The organism is Aquimarina agarilytica ZC1 (assembly GCF_000255455.1).
GTDB lineage: Bacteria > Bacteroidota > Bacteroidia > Flavobacteriales > Flavobacteriaceae > Aquimarina > Aquimarina agarilytica.
This window is the reverse complement of record NZ_JH621247.1, coordinates 82,211-100,637: the sequence shown is the minus strand read 5'-3', so window position 1 is coordinate 100,637 and position 18,427 is coordinate 82,211. Positions and strand designations below refer to the sequence as shown.

The window sequence follows — 18,427 nt, the reverse complement described above, 5'->3', positions numbered from 1 at the left end:
TTTCAAAAAACACGAACTAAGGTTAAATTCATACATAATACACTAAAAAACGTTTATCTTTTTTTTAAATAGTTTCATAACAATCATGCTTCTATTATAAAAATATTAACGTTAATTTATTCAAGACTAACAAAACTATGTGATTTTATTAGTCTCAAGGTAGTAGGATAACTTTTTAACCAAGTTCAACGATTCATAATTTTTCAATACGCGAGCTCGTTCACTTGAAAATTGATAATCCTTACCAAAAATTTCTTGTATACTTTTCTGGAATTCAGATTTTGTATTGGCTACATAACATAGTTTTAGTATATTTTTATCATCAACTATATTAGCATTCACAATACAATATTTCCCTTTATACAAAGCATTAAACACCTTTAATTTAGTTCCAGACTCTTGTAGTGATACTAATATATTAACATGTGCTTTTGCCAACAGATCTTCTAAAACCTCTTCTTCTCTAATATTTATATATTTTATGTTTGAATAATTTTTTATAATTTTCTTGATACGATTTGGCAAAACAGAACTAGCTATAACCAGTTCCTGTTTTAAATTATAAAAAAGTGAGCATATAAAAATTGCCGACTCTACATTATCTGAAATTGAAAGATCACCATGATAAAGAGCGAATTTGCTTTTAGAATTCATAGTTTCTTTCACCTTTTTATTTCCATGAAACACAGGCAGGAATAGTGTTTTCCCTTTAAAAATCGAATTAAAATAACTCGTATCTCTTTCCGAAAGTGTCAATATTATATCCGCTTTTTTCAACACAGACTGATATCTTTTTAACTTCCAACCTTCTATATAAAAAATAAGCTTTTTAAAAAAACAAGACTCACTCTTAGCTATACCAAAATAATATTCATGCTCAATATTGTGAGTTCTTACTAAAGTTTCATTATTAAAATGAAACTTTTTAAGAATATATGTAGTTTGAATACTTTCAAAAAGCACAGGAATATTTGTCTTATTTGTTATCCTTGCATACAACTCCTTTGAATTTCTTGATTTAACACTAAAAGGTATTAAACTAAAAAAATTATAAAATAATTTGTTTCTTTTGTACAGATAAACCTCTTCACATAGTTTTTCTAAAACCGAGATATTAACTCTATCATCATAAAAAATATGCAAATATACCTGATAACCTATTTCTTTTAGTGCCTCTATCTTATAAAAAACATCAATAACCCCTCCATAATTTACAGGGTAAGGATTATTAAATGCTATAATTTGAATTTTTTTTGATGCCAAAACTTAAATCTTAATTAAAACAAATATTAGTAATTTTCTTTGTCTAGAAAAAATTACTTTTATTTACTTATATTTTTAATTTTTATGACACCATTTTTTTCAGTAATAATACCATTATACAATAAAGAAGATTTTATAAAGACCACACTAGATTCTGCTTTAAAACAGAATTTCATTGATTATGAAATAATAATTATAAATGATGGATCAACAGATAACAGCTTATCTGTTGTTGAAAAAATAAATGATAAAAAAATTAAAATTTATTCTCAAAAAAATAGCGGTGTTTCAACAGCACGTAATAATGGGATAAAATTTGCTAATGGAAAATACATCGCTTTTTTAGATGCTGATGATTATTGGTTTCCTAATCATCTTTCTGAATTAAATAGAGCTATTTCCGCATATCCAGAGTATAAAATTTTCTGTAACAATTATAAAGTAGAAACTAAGAAAAACACGTATAAAGAAAACCGTTTTAGTTATTTACCTAAACCAGAATTTGAAGACTTATACATTATTCAAAATTACTTTAAAAGCAGTTTAATTGCCGATATCGCATGGACCTCTGCAGTTTGTATTGAAAAGAAATTAATACTTGATAATGATTTCTTTTTTGATCCAGATATTATATCCATACAAGATATCGACTTATGGACTCGATTAGGAATAAAACATTCATTTATATTTAACAAAAGAGAAACAACAATTTATGCACTATTTGTTTTTGATTCTTTATCCGACTCAAAAAATATAGACAATAAAGCGCTATTAATTTCAAAAAATAAAAATTCTGAAGGCAATACACCTTATTTAAAATCTTATTTAGACCAAAATAGGTTTGCTATTGCTAATCAATACAAAATTTTAGGAAAAAAAAGAAAATTCAAAGAATTTAAATCACAAATCAACTTAAGCAATCTATCTTTTAAAAGATTAGTACTATTACATTTACCTCATTGGTTGATAAAGTTATTATTGAATTTTAGGTAATTTTAATCTTAAAAAAGTATGAAAATCTCTAATATAATCCTCCTCCAAATAAACTTCGGAAGCTAATACTAAACAGACAGCTCCAGAAGAAAAATTTTCAATTTCGCGCCATATCCCAGGGCATAAATATAAACCTTTGTTAGGCTTATTCATTGTGAAGGTTTGCTCTTTTTTTCCGTCGTTTAAAATTATATCAAAACTACCACTAACTGGAATTAAAAATTGATGCAATTCTTTGTGGGCATGTCCACCACGCCTAGCATCACTTGGAACATCATATAAATAATAGATCCGCTTCGATTCAAAAGGAATACTATCTTTTTCAATTACAGAGAGACTCCCTCTACTATCGTCTCCTTCTATTTTATCGAGCTCAATAATGTGACAATCATTAATTCTTGTCTTTTTCATAATTCATTTAATAAAGTCTCCCATTTTTTGGCAATATAAAAATTATCAAAATATTTTATGCTTTCAAATGTACCTTGTACACATTTATTATAAAACTCAACATCTTCAACCATTTTATTTAAAGCTAAACTAAAAGCTTTAGTTGTTTTTGTTGTCACTAAAATACCATTTACCCCTGTTTCTATAATTTCTGAAGGCCCAGAAATGAAATCTAGTGTTACTACAGGTGTTCCTAAAGTTAGCGACTCAATTAACGTCATCGGAAAACCTTCAAAATTACTAGTCATTACTGTAAATAATGCCTTTTTAACATATGGCATTGGATTAGGTGTGTAATTTTTAAATATAACATGATAAATTAAATTTAGTTCCTTTATTTTATTTTCTATAGTCGGTTTATCTGGCCCTTTTCCCACCAAAATCAGTGGTATCCCCAATTCAGATAATTTAGACATAGAATAAGCTTCCAATAAAAAAAGTAGATTTTTACTTTCGTTATCAAATCTTCCATAAAATAAAACATAATTGGTTTCCAAAATATTTAATTCGGCTTGAGCACTTTCAACTATCTTTTTTTGAGAAACCGGGTAGTTAATTGTTCTTACATTATCAAAGCCATAAGTATCCTCCACAATTTGTTGGGCTTTTTTAGAAACAGCAATTAAAGAATCATTCTTATATAAATATCTTGCTTGCCATTTTAATTTTGGAAAACTTTGAGGTAAATATGAATTATGCATAATTCTGACAACAGGAATATTTTTAAATATTAAATTGTTAAAAATCAATTCTTTTAAAAAAAGTGGTCGTGTTCTTCCATCAATAACAACATCAAAATTTATTTTTTGGAATAGTTGATAAGCATCTAAAAACTTACTGATCTTTCTTCCAAAAACTGTTTTATAATTTTTAGTACTCCCTAAAGCGTAATATTCACCCCCATGCTCAAATTCATTTTCATCAATAATCGAAATCAAAGTAACAGAATGACCTAAATTTTCTAAAATTTTAGAAATGGTCCCCGTTGAACGCTCTGCTCCACCTCTTGATAATGAAATAACAATGACTGCTACGTTTAGCTTATTCATTTTGGATGATATCATTAATGTAAATTATTAGTATTTTGCACTAATATATCGAATAATATTTCAATTTATTATTTTCAACACAAACCAACTTAGTTATTTTAATTTTGGATAATTCACTAGAAAAACACACTTGCGCTCTTTTAATTGATAATGAGCCATTTTCATTTAATGTTTCTGGATCATTTTTTAAAGGAAAGCCAGAAGTGCTTTATCAATCTCAAGGCAATATTTTAGAAAATACTGAATGGGAATCTGAAGGGTTTAAAATAATTTCTGCTTTTTCTGATATCGAATTTAAATTATTAAGTAATTCAATTAAAAAAAATATATTAAAAGGGATCAAATTAGCAGGTATAACCGTTACTGAAAACGATTTTAACATTGGAGATTACCATAAATATATAACCAATCAAGAGAATCATTTAAAGGTAATTAATCACACCAAAAACTTAAGAAATGAAGATTTCGATCTTGATTTTGAAAAATTAGCTTTAAAATTTAGTAAACACACAAATACAAAACTAACCCCATATATTAAACAATTACAAAGCTCTCATATTCAAATACGAATAAGTCGCCCAAATAGCTTAGACATCAATCCTCCCCATAGAGATGGCTACCTTGATTATTGGAAGAATATTTTAAATATTTGGATTCCTATTGCAGGTTGCAATGAACACTCTTCCCTACCTGTAATTGAAGGAAGCCACCTTATTCCTGAAGATCAAATTATTCGCACCAAAGCTAAGGGGGCATATATAAATGGTAATCAATACTATGTTCCTTGTATTATCAAAACAACAAATGGTCCTTTCAAAATGTTTAGACCAAATCCCAAAAAAAATGAAGCTTTAATTTTTTCTCCATTTTTAATTCACGGTGCTGCTATCAATAAAAATACCGATGTTACAAGAATTGCTTTAGAACTCCGTTTTGATAAAAAAGAAGATTAATGAAGATACTTTTAGTTGGAGAATACAGTGGTTTCCATAATTCATTAAAAAAAGGCCTTACAAATTTAGGTCACGAAGTTACTATTATTGCTCATGGAGATGGATTTAAAAATTATCCTGTAGATATTAATTTAGGCATCAAATATTTTAAAAAAAACCGTTTATTAAATTTTATAAAAAATGGGTTTTATACATTTTTTAAAATTGATCTTTCAATGCTTGAATTAAGAAATCAATTTAAAAAAACAGTTCCATTACTTGAAAAGTACGACGCTATTCAATTTATAAATAGCATCGCTTTTTTAGGAACTCCTAAAACTGAAAAAGTATTATTTAATAGTATTACAGCATATAATAAAAACATCTATTTACATGGAGGTAGTATGGAAACTCCATGGGTAGATTATATGCTTAACAAGCATATAAGTTTTTCTAGTTTAACTCCTTACATAAAAGATAAGAGCTTAAAAAAAGAATTTCAATATGCCTTAAAATATCTTGAAACAAATCATGTAAACCATTTCAATTATTTATTAAACCATATTAAAGGGATAATACCAAGCGATATTGATTATGAAATTGTTTACAAAGGCACTCCTAAGGCCCTAAACATGATCCCTACCCCTATTGATCTATCAAAACTAAAATTTACAGCTTTAGACTTGAGTAATAAAATCAATATTTTTTGTGGCATTAATACTACTAATCAACTGGCCAAAGGAATTCCCTATTTTTTAGATGCGCTTGATATTATTAAACAAAAATACCCAAGCAAAGTAACTGTAAAAATTACTCGAAATTTACCCTATAACGAGTATATGAAAGTGTATAATGAATCCCATATTCTACTAGACCAATGTTTGAGTTACGATCAAGGCTATAATGGTAGAGAAGCTATGGCTAAAGGGAAAGTCGTAGTTAGCGGAGCTAATGAGGATTTTAAAAATTATTACAACCTCACTGAAGCAACCATGCCATTAGTTGAAGCTAGGCCTAATGTAGATTATTTAGTAAACAAATTATCAGAGCTTATTGAAAACCCTGATAAAATGTTAGCTATTTCGAAAAGAGCTCGAAAATTTATTGAGCAACATCACGAATGTACCGAAGTAGCAAAAAAATACCTAAAAGCATGGAGTTTAGACTAACTCCAATTTACAAACTATTTATAGTTTGCCTAATAGCCACTAAATTAGTTAGTAAATTTTTCAAATAATCTAAGTGCAACATATTAGCACCATCACTTTTTGCTTTTGAAGGGTCAAAATGAGTTTCGATAAACAAACCATCTACTCCTGTTGCAATTCCAGCTCTAGCAATGGTTTCAATCATATCTGGCCTTCCTCCAGTTACTCCACTTGATTGATTGGGTTGTTGCAATGAATGTGTAACATCTAACACCGTAGTTCCATACTGTTTCATGGTAGGTATCCCTCTAAAATCTACTACCATATCCTGATATCCAAACATCGTACCTCGATCTGTAATCATAGCATTATCATTACCACTATCGTGCACTTTTCTGATCGCATGTTGCATAGCTTCAGGACTCATAAATTGTCCTTTTTTTAGATTTACCGTTTTTCCAGTTTTTGCTGCTGCTACCACTAAATCTGTTTGACGCACTAAAAAAGCAGGAATTTGCAACACATCCACATATTCTGCCGCCTTAGCAGCATCCTCATTAGTATGAATATCTGTCACTGTAGGAACATCAAATGTTTCTGATACTTTCCTTAAAATTTTCAAGGCTTTTTCATCACCTATTCCGGTAAAACTATCTACACGACTACGATTTGCTTTTTTAAAAGAGCCTTTAAACACATAAGGAATATTTAAATCCGATGTTATTTGAACTACTTTTTCAGCAATTCTAAGCGCCATTTCTTCCCCTTCTATCGCACATGGACCAGCTAGTAAAAAAAAATTATTACTATCTAAATTTTTTATTTTAGGAATATTGTTTAGTTGCATTTTATTTCAGTTTACACAAAAGTAATTTAATTAAAAAACTATACCAACATTATAAAACAGTATTCTGTGCAACTGCACTCACCTAAATCAGGGTAATCAGTCTACAGAAATGCCCTTCATTTCCAACTAAAAATTGTTTAGATTTTTTAATTTAAATACTATTCTTATTTGTAAAATCCTTATTTAAATAAAGAAGAAGACAACAAAAACACTTCACTACACAGTAATTAACCAAATAAACGTACCTTTGCGCCAAATTTTAGTATCAATAAATTAGCTTTTATGAGTAATACGATTAAAAACATAGCCATTATTGCACACGTTGACCACGGAAAAACCACCTTGGTTGATAAAATCATGTATCACTGTCAATTGTTTCGTGAAAACGAAAACACAGGAGATTTAATTCTTGACAATAATGATTTAGAACGTGAACGTGGTATTACCATTACGTCTAAAAACGTTTCGGTTACTTATAAAGGAACAAAAATTAACATTATCGACACTCCGGGTCACGCCGATTTTGGTGGTGAAGTTGAGCGTGTATTAAACATGGCCGATGGGGTTTTATTACTTGTTGATGCTTTTGAAGGACCAATGCCTCAGACTCGTTTTGTATTGCAAAAAGCTATTGATCTTGGTTTAAAACCATGCGTAGTTGTAAACAAAGTGGACAAGGAAAATTGTACTCCCGATGAAGTCCATGAAAAGGTATTTGATTTAATGTTTGAGCTTGGCGCAGAAGAATGGCAATTAGATTTCCCAACGGTTTATGGTTCTGCTAAAAACAATTGGATGAGTACCGATTGGAAAAACCAAACTGAAAACATAGAACCATTATTAGATATGGTTTTGGAACATATTCCTGCACCAAAATTTGATGAAGGGACCACTCAATTGCTTATTACTTCATTAGACTTCTCTTCGTTTACTGGTCGTATAGCTATTGGACGTTTACAAAGAGGTAGCTTAGTTGAAGGACAGCAAGTATCTTTAGTAAAAAGGGATGGTTCTATTTTAAAATCAAAAATTAAAGAACTTCATAGTTTTGAAGGTTTAGGCCGTAAAAAAGTTTCTGAGGTTCAAGTAGGTGATATTTGCGCATTAGTAGGTTTAGAAGGTTTTGATATTGGTGATACCGTTGCTGACATAGAAAACCCTGAGGCTTTAAAAACTATTGCCATTGATGAACCAACTATGAGTATGTTATTTACCATTAATGACTCTCCCTTCTTTGGAAAAGATGGAAAATTTGTAACATCACGCCATATTAAAGATCGTTTAACAAAAGAGCTTGAAAAAAATCTTGCTTTACGTGTAAATGAAACCGATAGTGCCGATAAATTTTTAGTTTTCGGACGTGGAGTATTACACCTTTCTGTACTTATAGAAACTATGCGTAGAGAAGGTTACGAACTACAAATAGGTCAGCCACAAGTAATCATTAAGGAAATTGATGGTGTTAAATGCGAACCTGTTGAGGAGTTAACTATTGACTTACCAGAAAACGTATCAGGTAAAGCTGTTGAAATGGTTACGCTTAGAAAAGGAGAACTCCTTAGTATGGAAACTAAAGGTGACCGTATGATTTGTGAATTTATTATTCCTTCAAGAGGTATTATTGGTTTGCGTAATCAATTATTAACTGCCACTGCCGGAGAAGCTATTATGGCACATAGATTTACTGAATACCAACCAATGCGAGGCGGTATTCCAGAACGTCAAAACGGATCATTAGTTTCTATGGAATTAGGAAAAGCAATTCCTTATTCTATTGATAAATTACAGGACAGAGGTCGTTTCTTTGTTGATCCAGGTGAAGATATTTACGAAGGTCAAGTTATTGGAGAAAATTCTCGAGGTGATGATATGACTGTAAATATTACAAAAACAAAAAAATTATCTAATGTCCGTTCTTCTGGAGCAGATGACAAAGCTAAAATTGTTCCTGCAATTAAATTCTCTTTAGAAGAAGCTTTAGAATTTATACAGAAAGATGAATATGTTGAAGTAACACCTAATTACCTAAGATTAAGAAAAATATATTTAACAGAAAATGAACGTAAGCGCAACAAAATAGCTTAATTCATTTAAAAAATAATAAAAACAATAAAAAGGTGTTATATTCATAGAATATGATACCTTTTTACTTTCCTAAACTTTAACTTATGAAAAATCTTTTTTTTAGCTCTTTATTAACCCTAGTTACCCTATTTATAGTTTCTTGCTCTGGGGATGATGCCGGAGCACCAATTAAACCCGTAATAGACCTAGTTGATGAAAACCTAGTTGGAAAATGGAAACTTACAAATTTTGAAGTTAGTAATGGTACTGTCGACTTAAAAGTTGACGAAACAACTATAGAAATTCCTTTTACCACTGAAGGTTCTGAATTTAACACCACTGCTTTATTTGAAACTACTCCTAATAAAGTAACATTTGATGGTACTTTTAAAGCAAATACAAACTTTGTAACACCTTTAATGATAAACCAGCCTACAACTCGCGAAGATACGTTTGAATCAAGCAAAATTTTAGGGGGCACTTCGACACTAAACGATTGGTCTATTAGCGAAGGGGATTCCGTTATAGCTGGCTCAAAAGCTGAAATCATTAAATTTACTAAAAACGAAATTCAGTATAAACTAGACATCGCACAAACTAGCTTTATTTCGATAATAGAAGAAGGTTTTGATTTAAATGGATTTACAACTACTAACCCAAAAGGACAAATTATTGTTACTTTAGAAAAAATATAAACTACAATTTATACATTCACAAAAAAGAGGTTCGAACAATTGTTCGAACCTCTTTTTTCATTTTTTTTAATTACTATACCTGCATAATATATTTTTTGATGGGTCTAAAATTACATAATAGCAATAAAGCCAAAAGAGCAAATACAATATCGTAATACATAAAATACCTTCGTATACAATGCAACGATATGCTAATAAGAAATAAATTACCTAGAATCAATAATGAAAAGAAATATATTAATCCTTGGAATTGTAATATTTTAGACTTCTTTTTAAAAAAAAGATAGCTCACCAATAGAATAAGAAAAATAACGGGGATAATTGAATAATAAGGGAACGCTAAATTCATATAAAACATTTCACTCCATGCTAAAGGCCTAGCCATAAATAATGGGATAAGAGTTTTTCCTACAATTCTATCAACATTTTTATAGGATGCTGCATAACTCATCTCTTTACCTCTGTACATAGACTTGGCCTCATACTCTATGGTTTGATTCATTATTTTAGGATAATTATCATGATAAAATTGGTGCTTTTCTTTTAAAGAGGAATTTTTGGGTAATTGACATAATAATAATTTCTTTTCTTCTAAAGAGCCATGTACACATCTAAAATATTGTACTACCTCTTCATCAGGCATCAATTTATAATCCTGTAATTCAGACAAATAAAAAGGCAATGTACTTATACTCACATTACCTAACTGCCTAGAAGTGTAATGCCCATGAAACACTCCATAAATTGTCTTTTCTAATAAACCTGAAATAAGAGGAATACTCAATATTAAGACAACTAAAATCATCTTTTTTTTAAGTTCTTTTAAACTCCACATGTAAAAGACAAACAAAACCAATGCTATTGAAATACTTAAAAATTGCGCCCTTGTTAATTGTAAAAGAACTAAAAAAGTAATCATAAAAAAAATATGCTTGTTCTTCTTTGTAAAAAACCATTTTACAGAAGAAGCCATAAAAAAAAGAAAAAAAGTAGTTGACAATGATTTAGTGACCAACTTATTACACATGCCATACGAACCATAAATAGGGTATGTTAAAAGCATGAATAATAAAATCATAACTACTGAATTAAACTTAAAATATTTTTTTAACACCTCACTAAAGTATAGCATTGTCAAATAAGACATCAGCAATTGAATACCAATAGTTGCTTCCTTATAATTTATTCCAAATATACGCTTCACTATATTTAGAAAAATGGAGTACGCAGGCTGTACATTGGGACGGATATACAAATAACTAGCAGTATCATAAGTAAACACATAACCTTTGTCAATAACTACAACAACATTAAAAATAAAAAAGAGTATATAAAAAAGGAATGTAATTTTTTTAATCATAACTTTAAACATGGAGCAGCCTTATCAAATTTTAATTTATCACAGTAAAAATTTACTGTGATAATTCTGCTCATATCAACGGTAAATCGTACTAATATTTTTCTATATTGGCTAAATTATATATAATATAGTTATGCATTAGATTATTTTATATTAAAAAATACTATTCTCGTAAAGAATATCTAAAATTATTTATTCCAAAAAATGATTCAACAATATACCGTAAAAAAATACAATAAAACACATTATCAAAGCTGGAATACTTTTATTGAAAATAGTAAAAACAGCACTTTTTTATTCCATCGAGATTTTATGGAGTATCATAATGATCGTTTTGAAGATCATTCTTTACTTGTATTAAGAAAACAAACTATTGTTGCTTTAGTTCCTGCGAATAAAAATGATACTACTTTCTATTCCCACCAAGGGCTTACTTATGGAGGATTACTACTTTTAAAAAGTATTGGTGTAACAAAAGTTGAAACTATTTTTTTGACTATTATAGAATATTTGAAAAGGAATCAATTTTCAACAATTCGGATAAAAACACTTCCTGTATTTTATCATAAAGCGCCTAGTTTTGAATTAGAATCATTATTCCTCAAGCTTGGAGCTAAAATTTTTAGAAGGGAGCAAAATTTTGCCATTGACTATAACTTGCCATTTGAAATACATAAAACTAAACTTAAAAATTATAAGAAAAATCAACACTTAAATTTTAAGATTATAGAAACAGATAATTTTACTGACTTTTGGGAGGAAATTTTAAAACCTAGACTAAAAACAAAACACAATGCTAAACCTGTTCATACAGAAAGCGAAATATTATTTTTAAAAAGTAAATTCCCTAATAACATCAAACAGTTTAATATTTTTTTAGAAAATAAATTACTAGCTGGAATTACTATTTTTAAAACAGATACCGTTGTAAAGTCTCAATATGGAGCAACAACTAACGATGGAGAAAAGCTAAGGGCTTTAGAATTTCTCTTTATCTATTTAATAAAAAAATATAAAAGTGAAGGATATAAGTTTTTCGATATGGGTATTATAGCTGGAAATATAAGCTTATTAAAACAAAAAGAAGAATTGGGTTGTAATCAGTATCTTCAAGATTTTTATCAACTTTCAATAGACCAAACTAATGAAGTTTAAATTTAGTATTTTACATATATCTTTAATTGTGCCTATATCTATTTTTTTAGGTATGATCATCACTCAATATAAATTATTTCCTTACAACCAATTAAGAAATATAAATCAGAATATTAAATTAAAAATTCTAAAAAAAAATGCATACGATGTTACAGACTTACACGTTCCAAACTTAGATAGTATATTATCCGTTACAAAAGATAATTATACCGAAATAAGAGCTGAACTAAGAAAAACTATTTTTGGTAATAAAACTTCATCATATAAGATCAAAAAAAACATTTTTGACAAAGATTATAATAATTTAGAAAATTTAGCAAACATTGATAAAGTCTATATTGAACAATCATATCATATAAATTCAATAGCTTATATTTTTTATCCAAAAAAAAGTAATGGCAAATCTTTTATCTATCATCAAGGTCATAGAGGAAATTTTTTGTTAGGAAAAAAAACTATTCATTTTTTAGTTAAACAAGGTTTCACAGTAGCAGCACTTGATTTACCTTTGGTAGGCTTTAATAATACTCCCAGCATTTATTTAAAAAAATTTGGTAATGTAGTTTTAAATAACCACAAATTTATGGAACATCTAGATGATCCTATTAGTTTTTTTATCAATCCGATTATTAACATTTTAGATATACTTGAATCAAAAGGGTACAATGAGATTAATATGATTGGTATTAGTGGAGGAGGATGGGCAACTACCATAGCTGCCGCAATAGATGAACGAATAAAAAATAGTTTTCCCGTTGCTGGAACTTATCCAATGTATATTCGATTTCAAGATCCTTATTTAAATTATGGCCATTTCGAAGGAGCCCATAGCGCTTTATTTAAAAAAGTAAATTATCTAGATATGTATATTTTATCGTGTCTAGGAGAAAACAGAAAACAGTATCAAATTTTGAATTTATACGACCCGAAATGCTGCTCAGGCTATATGTATAAAAGCTATGCTTCTTTTGTTGAAGAAAAAGTTAAAAAGTTAAGCCCTAGTTCTGAATTTAAAGTAATTATTGATAGTACACATTTTGAACATAAAATATCTGAATTTTCACATCAAATAATTGAAAAAAAACTATTCAAAAAATAGTTGATAATTTCTTTATTCATTTACTAAATGAGAATACCTTTTTTAAATCTACACAAACTCAACAAACGATTTGAAAACAATTTCAAATCACAATTTGATACATTCTTAACTAGTGGACATTATATTTTAGGCACTAAACTAACTGAATTTGAAAATGCTTTTGCTAGTTATTGTAATGTTTCTTTCTGTATTGGTACGGGCAATGGATTAGACGCACTTACGCTCATATTAAAAGCTTATATCGAACTAGGGAAATTAAATATAGGTGATCAAGTAATTGTACCCGCAAACACATTTATTGCAACCCTACTTTCTGTAAAACAAGCGGGACTCATTCCTGTTTTAATTGAACCAGATGAAGACTCTTTTATTATTAATGTGAGGAATGTGCAACAAAAAATCACCCCTAAAATTAAGGCAATAATTACAACCCATTTGTACGGTCAAGTTTATGGAATGGATGAATTGAAAGAATTTTGCTCAAATGCGCAATTACTTTTAATTGCCGATGCCGCTCAAGCACACGGAGCTATTGATCAAAATGGAAATAAAGCGGGAAGCATTGCTCATGCAGCTGCTTTTAGCTTTTATCCTTCAAAAAACCTTGGTGCTTTAGGTGATGGTGGCGCTATTACTACCAATAACACCGAATTAGCTAATTGTATAAAAAAATTAAGGAACTACGGTACATCGGAAAAATATAGAAATGAATTAATCGGGATCAATTCTCGTTTGGATGAACTTCAGGCTGCCTTTTTAATTGAAAAATTAAATTTATTAGATGATGACAATAACAAACGTAGAGAAATTGCCCTTAGATATTCAAATGAAATAACAAATGAAAACATAAAATTGCCATTTTGGAATGGTAGTAAAAATCATGTTTTTTATGTTTATGTTATAAGGGTAAAAAATAGAATTAATTTTTGCAACTATTTAAATGAAAACCAAATAGGTCATATGATTCATTACCCAATTCCTCCTCATAAACAAAAGGCACTTACAAATGAATTTAAAAATCAATCATTTCCCATAACCGAAAAAATAAGTAACGAAATAGTTAGCATTCCACTAAATCCAATTTTAGAGGTGTCAGAAATTGATTATATTATTCAGGTATTAAACAATTATACATGCCAGGAATAAAAAATTACACTCCTAATAAACAATTACTAAAAGTAATGTCAATCAATTCGATTGCCGTTCTTGTCCGTTTAGTTACAGGCTTTATTTTATCAAAAGCTATTGCTATTTTTATAGGACCACAAGGTTTAGGCATTATTGGTAACCTTCGTAGTTTTATAAATAGTATTCAAACCATCGCTTCATTAGGTTTTTATAACGGCGTTGTTAAATATGTTGCAGAACATAAAAATAATATCAAAGAATTAAGTAAAATCTTATCTACTAGCTATTATTTAGGCTTTATAGCCATGTTAGGCACATCTATGATTTTATATTTTTTTGCGCCATTTTGGAGTAGTTATGTATTAAATTCTTCGGATTATGCACATGTTATCAAAATATTAGCTGCAGGAATTTCATTAATGATTGTCGACTATTTTTGTTTGGCTATTATAAATGGTTTTTCCCGTTATAAAGTATATACCATACTCAATATTACAACGACAGTTTTTAGTCTAATTGTAACTGTTATTTTACTATGGCAATACAGACTAGAGGGAATGCTTTATGCTATAGTAATCACCCCTGCCCTTGCATTATTTATTACTTTGATCATCATATTTAAGCAAAAAAGCTTCGTACAACTTTTAAAAGCATCTAATATAAGTTGGGACTACTCTAAAAAGCTAATAGAATACAGTTTAATGGCATTGTTAACCGCTGTTATTATTCCTCCAACTATTATTGCTATCAGAAATCATATTGTAGATGTTGAAGGCTTAACCCAAATGGGTTATTGGGAAGCTATGAATCGAATTTCTAATTATTATTTAGTATTTGTTACTTCATTACTCAGTTTATATTTATTTCCTAAACTATCGGCTGTAAAAACTACAAAACAATTTAAACAAGAAATTTTTAGCTTTTATAAAACATTAATGCCACTAGTAATTATAGGACTGCTTATACTCTATTTCTTTAGAGTCTTTTTTATTAAGCTCCTATTGACATCAGAATTTTTACCTATGCAACGGTTATTTTCTTGGCAATTAACAGGTGATTTTTTTAGAATTTTATCCTCGGTACTTGCTTATCAATTTATGGCAAAAAAAATGACGAAAAGTTACGTTTTTACCGAAATATTATCTGCGGTAATATGGTATTTTTCTAGTATTTATTTTATAAACAATTACGGATACGAAGGTGCTGCCATTGGGTATTTAGTATGTTATAGTTCCTATTTTTTTGTACTTGTTATATGGTTCAGGAAATATTTCTTTACAAAAGAATAAATATAAATTCTGCTTTTTAAGCTCTATACAAAATGATAAATATCTAGTAAATGTTTTAAATTTTACAACAAACTCACCTAATCAAAAACTAGTTTTTCAATAAAATATTAACACATCTAAGCCTATCCACATTAAAATCAATTTACATATGTAATTTCCTTTTACTATTCTAAACTAACTCCACTCTATTTTGATATAAAACAATCTAACTTTTGTTTTTCTTTAATTTGCTTTCCTATATAACACCATAACCATCATTTTTTCTCTACTCTAAATTCATTCAAACCTTGAATTAACAAATCTTTGTAACTCAACACAACAACATTTAACATATTGATAACTAAACATTTACAAATCAAAGGTATCTTCACTTAAACTTAAATCTATTTTAATAACTAAATTCTTATGAAAAATTTACTTTTATTTTTGAGCATGACAGTATGCTTATTTACTACCGGAAATGCACAAATTATTGATTTCCCTGATCCTAACTTTAAAGCTGCGCTATTAGAAATCACCTATAATGATAATGGTACATGGTATTCATTAGATAGGAATAATGATGGACAAATTGACTCGCAAGAAGCTAGCTATATAAAAAGAATCAATTTAAATCTAAAAAACTTAACTAGCGTTAAAGGAATAGAGAACTTTACTAAGTTAGAAGAACTCTCTCTGTTTAGTAATAATATTCAAGAAATTGATATTTCGAACAATAAACTATTACAAAAATTTAATATAGGTAAAAACCCTATTACCAACTTAGATGTTAGCCAAAATATTAATTTAAAAGAATTAATTATTTCTATAACCCAAATTTCTTCTATTGATATTACTAAAAATGTAAAATTAGAAGAACTGGCTGCACACGAAGCCAATTTGAGTGTTATAAATTTATCTAAAAACATCTTATTGAAAAATCTATCGTTATTTAGTAATAATTTTTCTCAAATAGATGTATCAAATAATTCAAAACTCGAAAGTTTATTTTTAAGCAATAATATTATTACTGAATTAGATGTTTCACAGAATCCAGAACTAAAAACACTATATGTTAGAAATAATCAATTGACTAACATTAACATTACAAACAATCCAAAGTTAGAGCGATTAAATATTGGAATCAACCAAATAACAGAACTAAACGTAAACAACAATACTTTATTAGAACTTATATCTGCGGGACAAAACCAAATATCAACTATTAATGTTACTAATAACAAAGAACTAATTTATTTATATCTTAATAACAACAAAATAAATACTATTAATCTTTCAGAAAACACTAAAATTCAGTACTTACATTTAAATAGTAACTTATTAGAAACAATTGATGTACGCAAATGCCAACTTCTGAATTTTCATTTTGACTCTAACAGAAACTTAAAAAAAGTTTATATGACAGGACAACCTTTTCAATTTAGAGCAAATGGTGAAATTAATATCAGACTATATAATAATCGACAAAACTTAGAATTCATTTGTGCTGATCAACAATATTTAAGCGCTATATATGAGCTCTTAAAAGAAGCTAATCAAACTGATGTGTTATTATCAAACGATTGTGAAACCCCTCACAATAGAATTTCTGGTAGTGTCACTTACGATAATGAAAGTGATGGCTGTGATAACCAAGATGAAGCTTTTACCGAAAGTGTTAGCTTTTCATTGGCTGGACCAGCAGGCTTTTATACTGTTTTCCCTGATAGAGAAGGAGAATACACTTTTCACGTCCCTGATGGAAATAATTATTTAATGTTTAACAACATAGCTAATTCGGCTTATTTTACTTTTTTTCCTACTATCATTTTTGATCCAATAAATGATTCTTTCAATATTCCTGAACAAATTGATTCTATTACTACTGATTTTTGTATTCAACCTGTAGGTGTTTTTAATGACCTTGAAATTTCTATTATTCCACTTACAAGAGCTAGACCTGGTTTTAGTGCCATATACAAAGTAACTTATAAAAATATTGGTACAACAACTCAGTCGGGAGAGGTAACTTTGACATATCAAAATGACGTGTTAACCTACTCAACAGCAAGCCCAACAATAGATAGTAATACTAATGGCTTATTAACTTGGAGTTTCACAAACCTTGCTCCTATGCAATCCAAAGATATTATTGTTACTTATAGGTTAAACACTCCTACTGATAGTCCTGCTTTAAACAATGGAGATATACTCAATTATACAGCTAAAGTAACAGCATCTCTAGATGAAGAAACTCCAGAAAATAACATCGCTAAACTAACTCAAACTGTTGTTAACTCATACGATCCTAATGATAAAACTTGTCTTGAAGGGGACATATTAGACCCTGATGATGTAGGTGAGTATTTACATTATTTAATTCGTTTTGAAAACAAAGGAACAGCTGAAGCGGTTAACATTAGAGTTCAGGATGATATTGATACCACAAAACTTGACATTAAATCTTTTAGCCCTTTAAATTCTAGTCATTTATTTACTACTACTGTGACTAATAATAAGGTTGTAAATTTCCATTTCAACAATATTAACCTCCCTTTTGATGATGCTAATAATGATGGTTATGTGCTATTTAAAATTAAATCAAAAGATAACTTAGTTGAAGGTGATCAAATTGTTAATGGGGCTGGTATTTATTTTGATTTTAATCCTCCTGTAATCACCGAAGATGAAATTGTAACAGTGAAAAGAGAAGTTATTGAAGTCCCTACATTTTCCGATTACTTTTCTTTAACTCCTAATCCCACAACAGGCATAATAAACCTTGAGTTATTGGATACAAATATAAAACCTACTACAATTACCCTATATGATATTAATGGTAATATAGTAGGATTTTTCCCGGGAATTATGCGCACAATGAACATAAGCTATTTATTTCCTAATACTTATTTTGTAAAAATTCAAACTAATAAAGGTCTATTTACTACTCAGCTAATTAAACTTTAAAACTAGTTT

General features: G+C 28.8%; 15 protein-coding genes. 10 read left to right on the top strand and 5 right to left on the bottom strand.

Annotated elements, in window-relative coordinates:
- Positions 1–135: 135 nt before the first annotated feature.
- Entirely contained in the window at positions 136–1,263 is a 1,128-nt protein-coding gene (locus KQA_RS0201460; protein ID WP_010177396.1) for a mannosyltransferase, read from the bottom strand.
- 84 nt (positions 1,264–1,347) lie between these two features.
- Between KQA_RS0201460 and KQA_RS18305 the strand changes: the two genes are divergently transcribed.
- Positions 1,348–2,256, top strand: coding sequence for a glycosyltransferase family 2 protein (locus KQA_RS18305; protein ID WP_040395979.1), 909 nt, complete (start codon positions 1,348–1,350; stop codon positions 2,254–2,256).
- Here the strand turns inward: KQA_RS18305 and KQA_RS0201450 are convergent.
- Both KQA_RS0201450 and KQA_RS0201445 read right to left on the bottom strand, forming a co-directional pair.
- Positions 2,239–2,667, bottom strand: a complete 429-nt coding sequence (locus KQA_RS0201450) for a sugar 3,4-ketoisomerase (protein WP_010177394.1) — start codon at positions 2,665–2,667, stop codon at positions 2,239–2,241. The genes KQA_RS18305 and KQA_RS0201450 overlap by 18 nt on opposite strands.
- A complete protein-coding gene (locus tag KQA_RS0201445; RefSeq protein WP_010177393.1) occupies positions 2,664–3,770 on the bottom strand; it encodes a glycosyltransferase in 1,107 nt (368 codons plus the stop codon). The genes KQA_RS0201450 and KQA_RS0201445 overlap by 4 nt, the downstream gene beginning before the upstream one ends.
- A gap of 89 nt (positions 3,771–3,859) precedes the next feature.
- Here KQA_RS0201445 and KQA_RS0201440 point away from each other — a divergent pair, with 89 nt between their 5' ends.
- Positions 3,860–4,708: a 2OG-Fe(II) oxygenase family protein gene (locus tag KQA_RS0201440; protein WP_010177392.1), complete on the top strand. Its 849-nt coding sequence runs from the start codon at positions 3,860–3,862 to the stop codon at positions 4,706–4,708.
- On the top strand, positions 4,708–5,856 hold the full coding sequence (locus KQA_RS0201435; protein WP_010177391.1) for a glycosyltransferase family protein: 1,149 nt from the start codon (positions 4,708–4,710) through the stop codon (positions 5,854–5,856). The genes KQA_RS0201440 and KQA_RS0201435 overlap by 1 nt, the downstream gene beginning before the upstream one ends.
- Positions 5,857–5,863: 7 nt before the next feature.
- Here KQA_RS0201435 and kdsA read toward each other — a convergent pair whose 3' ends face one another.
- Positions 5,864–6,682, bottom strand: coding sequence for a 3-deoxy-8-phosphooctulonate synthase (gene kdsA, locus KQA_RS0201430; protein ID WP_010177390.1), 819 nt, complete (start codon positions 6,680–6,682; stop codon positions 5,864–5,866).
- A 282-nt stretch (positions 6,683–6,964) separates the two neighbouring features.
- Here kdsA and typA point away from each other — a divergent pair, with 282 nt between their 5' ends.
- Both typA and KQA_RS0201420 read left to right on the top strand, forming a co-directional pair.
- Entirely contained in the window at positions 6,965–8,767 is a 1,803-nt protein-coding gene (typA, locus tag KQA_RS0201425; RefSeq protein WP_010177389.1) for a translational GTPase TypA, read from the top strand.
- A gap of 83 nt (positions 8,768–8,850) precedes the next feature.
- Positions 8,851–9,441, top strand: coding sequence for a hypothetical protein (locus KQA_RS0201420; protein ID WP_010177388.1), 591 nt, complete (start codon positions 8,851–8,853; stop codon positions 9,439–9,441).
- 73 nt (positions 9,442–9,514) lie between these two features.
- Here the strand turns inward: KQA_RS0201420 and KQA_RS0201415 are convergent, their stop codons facing one another.
- Positions 9,515–10,801 (bottom strand): hypothetical protein, encoded by a 1,287-nt coding sequence (locus tag KQA_RS0201415; protein ID WP_157366559.1) that lies wholly within the window; start codon positions 10,799–10,801, stop codon positions 9,515–9,517.
- A gap of 204 nt (positions 10,802–11,005) precedes the next feature.
- Here KQA_RS0201415 and KQA_RS0201410 point away from each other — a divergent pair, with 204 nt between their 5' ends.
- The 5 genes from KQA_RS0201410 (at position 11,006) to KQA_RS19410 (ending at position 18,418) form a co-directional block, all read left to right on the top strand.
- Entirely contained in the window at positions 11,006–11,956 is a 951-nt protein-coding gene (locus KQA_RS0201410; protein ID WP_010177386.1) for a hypothetical protein, read from the top strand.
- Entirely contained in the window at positions 11,946–13,055 is a 1,110-nt protein-coding gene (locus KQA_RS0201405; protein WP_010177385.1) for a hypothetical protein, read from the top strand. Before KQA_RS0201410 ends, KQA_RS0201405 begins: the two co-directional genes overlap by 11 nt.
- 27 nt (positions 13,056–13,082) lie before the next feature.
- Positions 13,083–14,201 (top strand): DegT/DnrJ/EryC1/StrS family aminotransferase, encoded by a 1,119-nt coding sequence (locus KQA_RS0201400; RefSeq protein ID WP_010177384.1) that lies wholly within the window; start codon positions 13,083–13,085, stop codon positions 14,199–14,201.
- Entirely contained in the window at positions 14,189–15,472 is a 1,284-nt protein-coding gene (locus KQA_RS0201395; protein ID WP_010177382.1) for an O-antigen translocase, read from the top strand. The genes KQA_RS0201400 and KQA_RS0201395 overlap by 13 nt, the downstream gene beginning before the upstream one ends.
- 405 nt (positions 15,473–15,877) lie before the next feature.
- The gene (locus KQA_RS19410; RefSeq protein ID WP_010177380.1) at positions 15,878–18,418 is read left to right on the top strand and encodes a DUF7619 domain-containing protein; all 2,541 of its coding nucleotides are present in this window, start codon (positions 15,878–15,880) and stop codon (positions 18,416–18,418) included.
- Positions 18,419–18,427: the final 9 nt, after the last annotated feature.

Bases quoted from the DNA above. Each gene is read 5' to 3' on its own strand.
- KQA_RS19410 (WP_010177380.1), top strand. From the start codon at position 15,878: ATGAAAAATTTACTTTTATTTTTGAGCATGACAGTATGCTTATTTACT.
- typA (WP_010177389.1), top strand. From the start codon at position 6,965: ATGAGTAATACGATTAAAAACATAGCCATTATTGCACACGTTGACCAC.
- KQA_RS0201395 (WP_010177382.1), top strand. From the start codon at position 14,189: ATGCCAGGAATAAAAAATTACACTCCTAATAAACAATTACTAAAAGTA.
- KQA_RS0201445 (WP_010177393.1), bottom strand. From the start codon at position 3,770: ATGATATCATCCAAAATGAATAAGCTAAACGTAGCAGTCATTGTTATT.
- KQA_RS0201435 (WP_010177391.1), top strand. From the start codon at position 4,708: ATGAAGATACTTTTAGTTGGAGAATACAGTGGTTTCCATAATTCATTA.
- KQA_RS0201410 (WP_010177386.1), top strand. From the start codon at position 11,006: ATGATTCAACAATATACCGTAAAAAAATACAATAAAACACATTATCAA.
- KQA_RS0201400 (WP_010177384.1), top strand. From the start codon at position 13,083: ATGAGAATACCTTTTTTAAATCTACACAAACTCAACAAACGATTTGAA.
- KQA_RS0201415 (WP_157366559.1), bottom strand. From the start codon at position 10,801: ATGATTAAAAAAATTACATTCCTTTTTTATATACTCTTTTTTATTTTT.
- KQA_RS0201405 (WP_010177385.1), top strand. From the start codon at position 11,946: ATGAAGTTTAAATTTAGTATTTTACATATATCTTTAATTGTGCCTATA.
- KQA_RS0201450 (WP_010177394.1), bottom strand. From the start codon at position 2,667: ATGAAAAAGACAAGAATTAATGATTGTCACATTATTGAGCTCGATAAA.
- kdsA (WP_010177390.1), bottom strand. From the start codon at position 6,682: ATGCAACTAAACAATATTCCTAAAATAAAAAATTTAGATAGTAATAAT.
- KQA_RS18305 (WP_040395979.1), top strand. From the start codon at position 1,348: ATGACACCATTTTTTTCAGTAATAATACCATTATACAATAAAGAAGAT.
- KQA_RS0201420 (WP_010177388.1), top strand. From the start codon at position 8,851: ATGAAAAATCTTTTTTTTAGCTCTTTATTAACCCTAGTTACCCTATTT.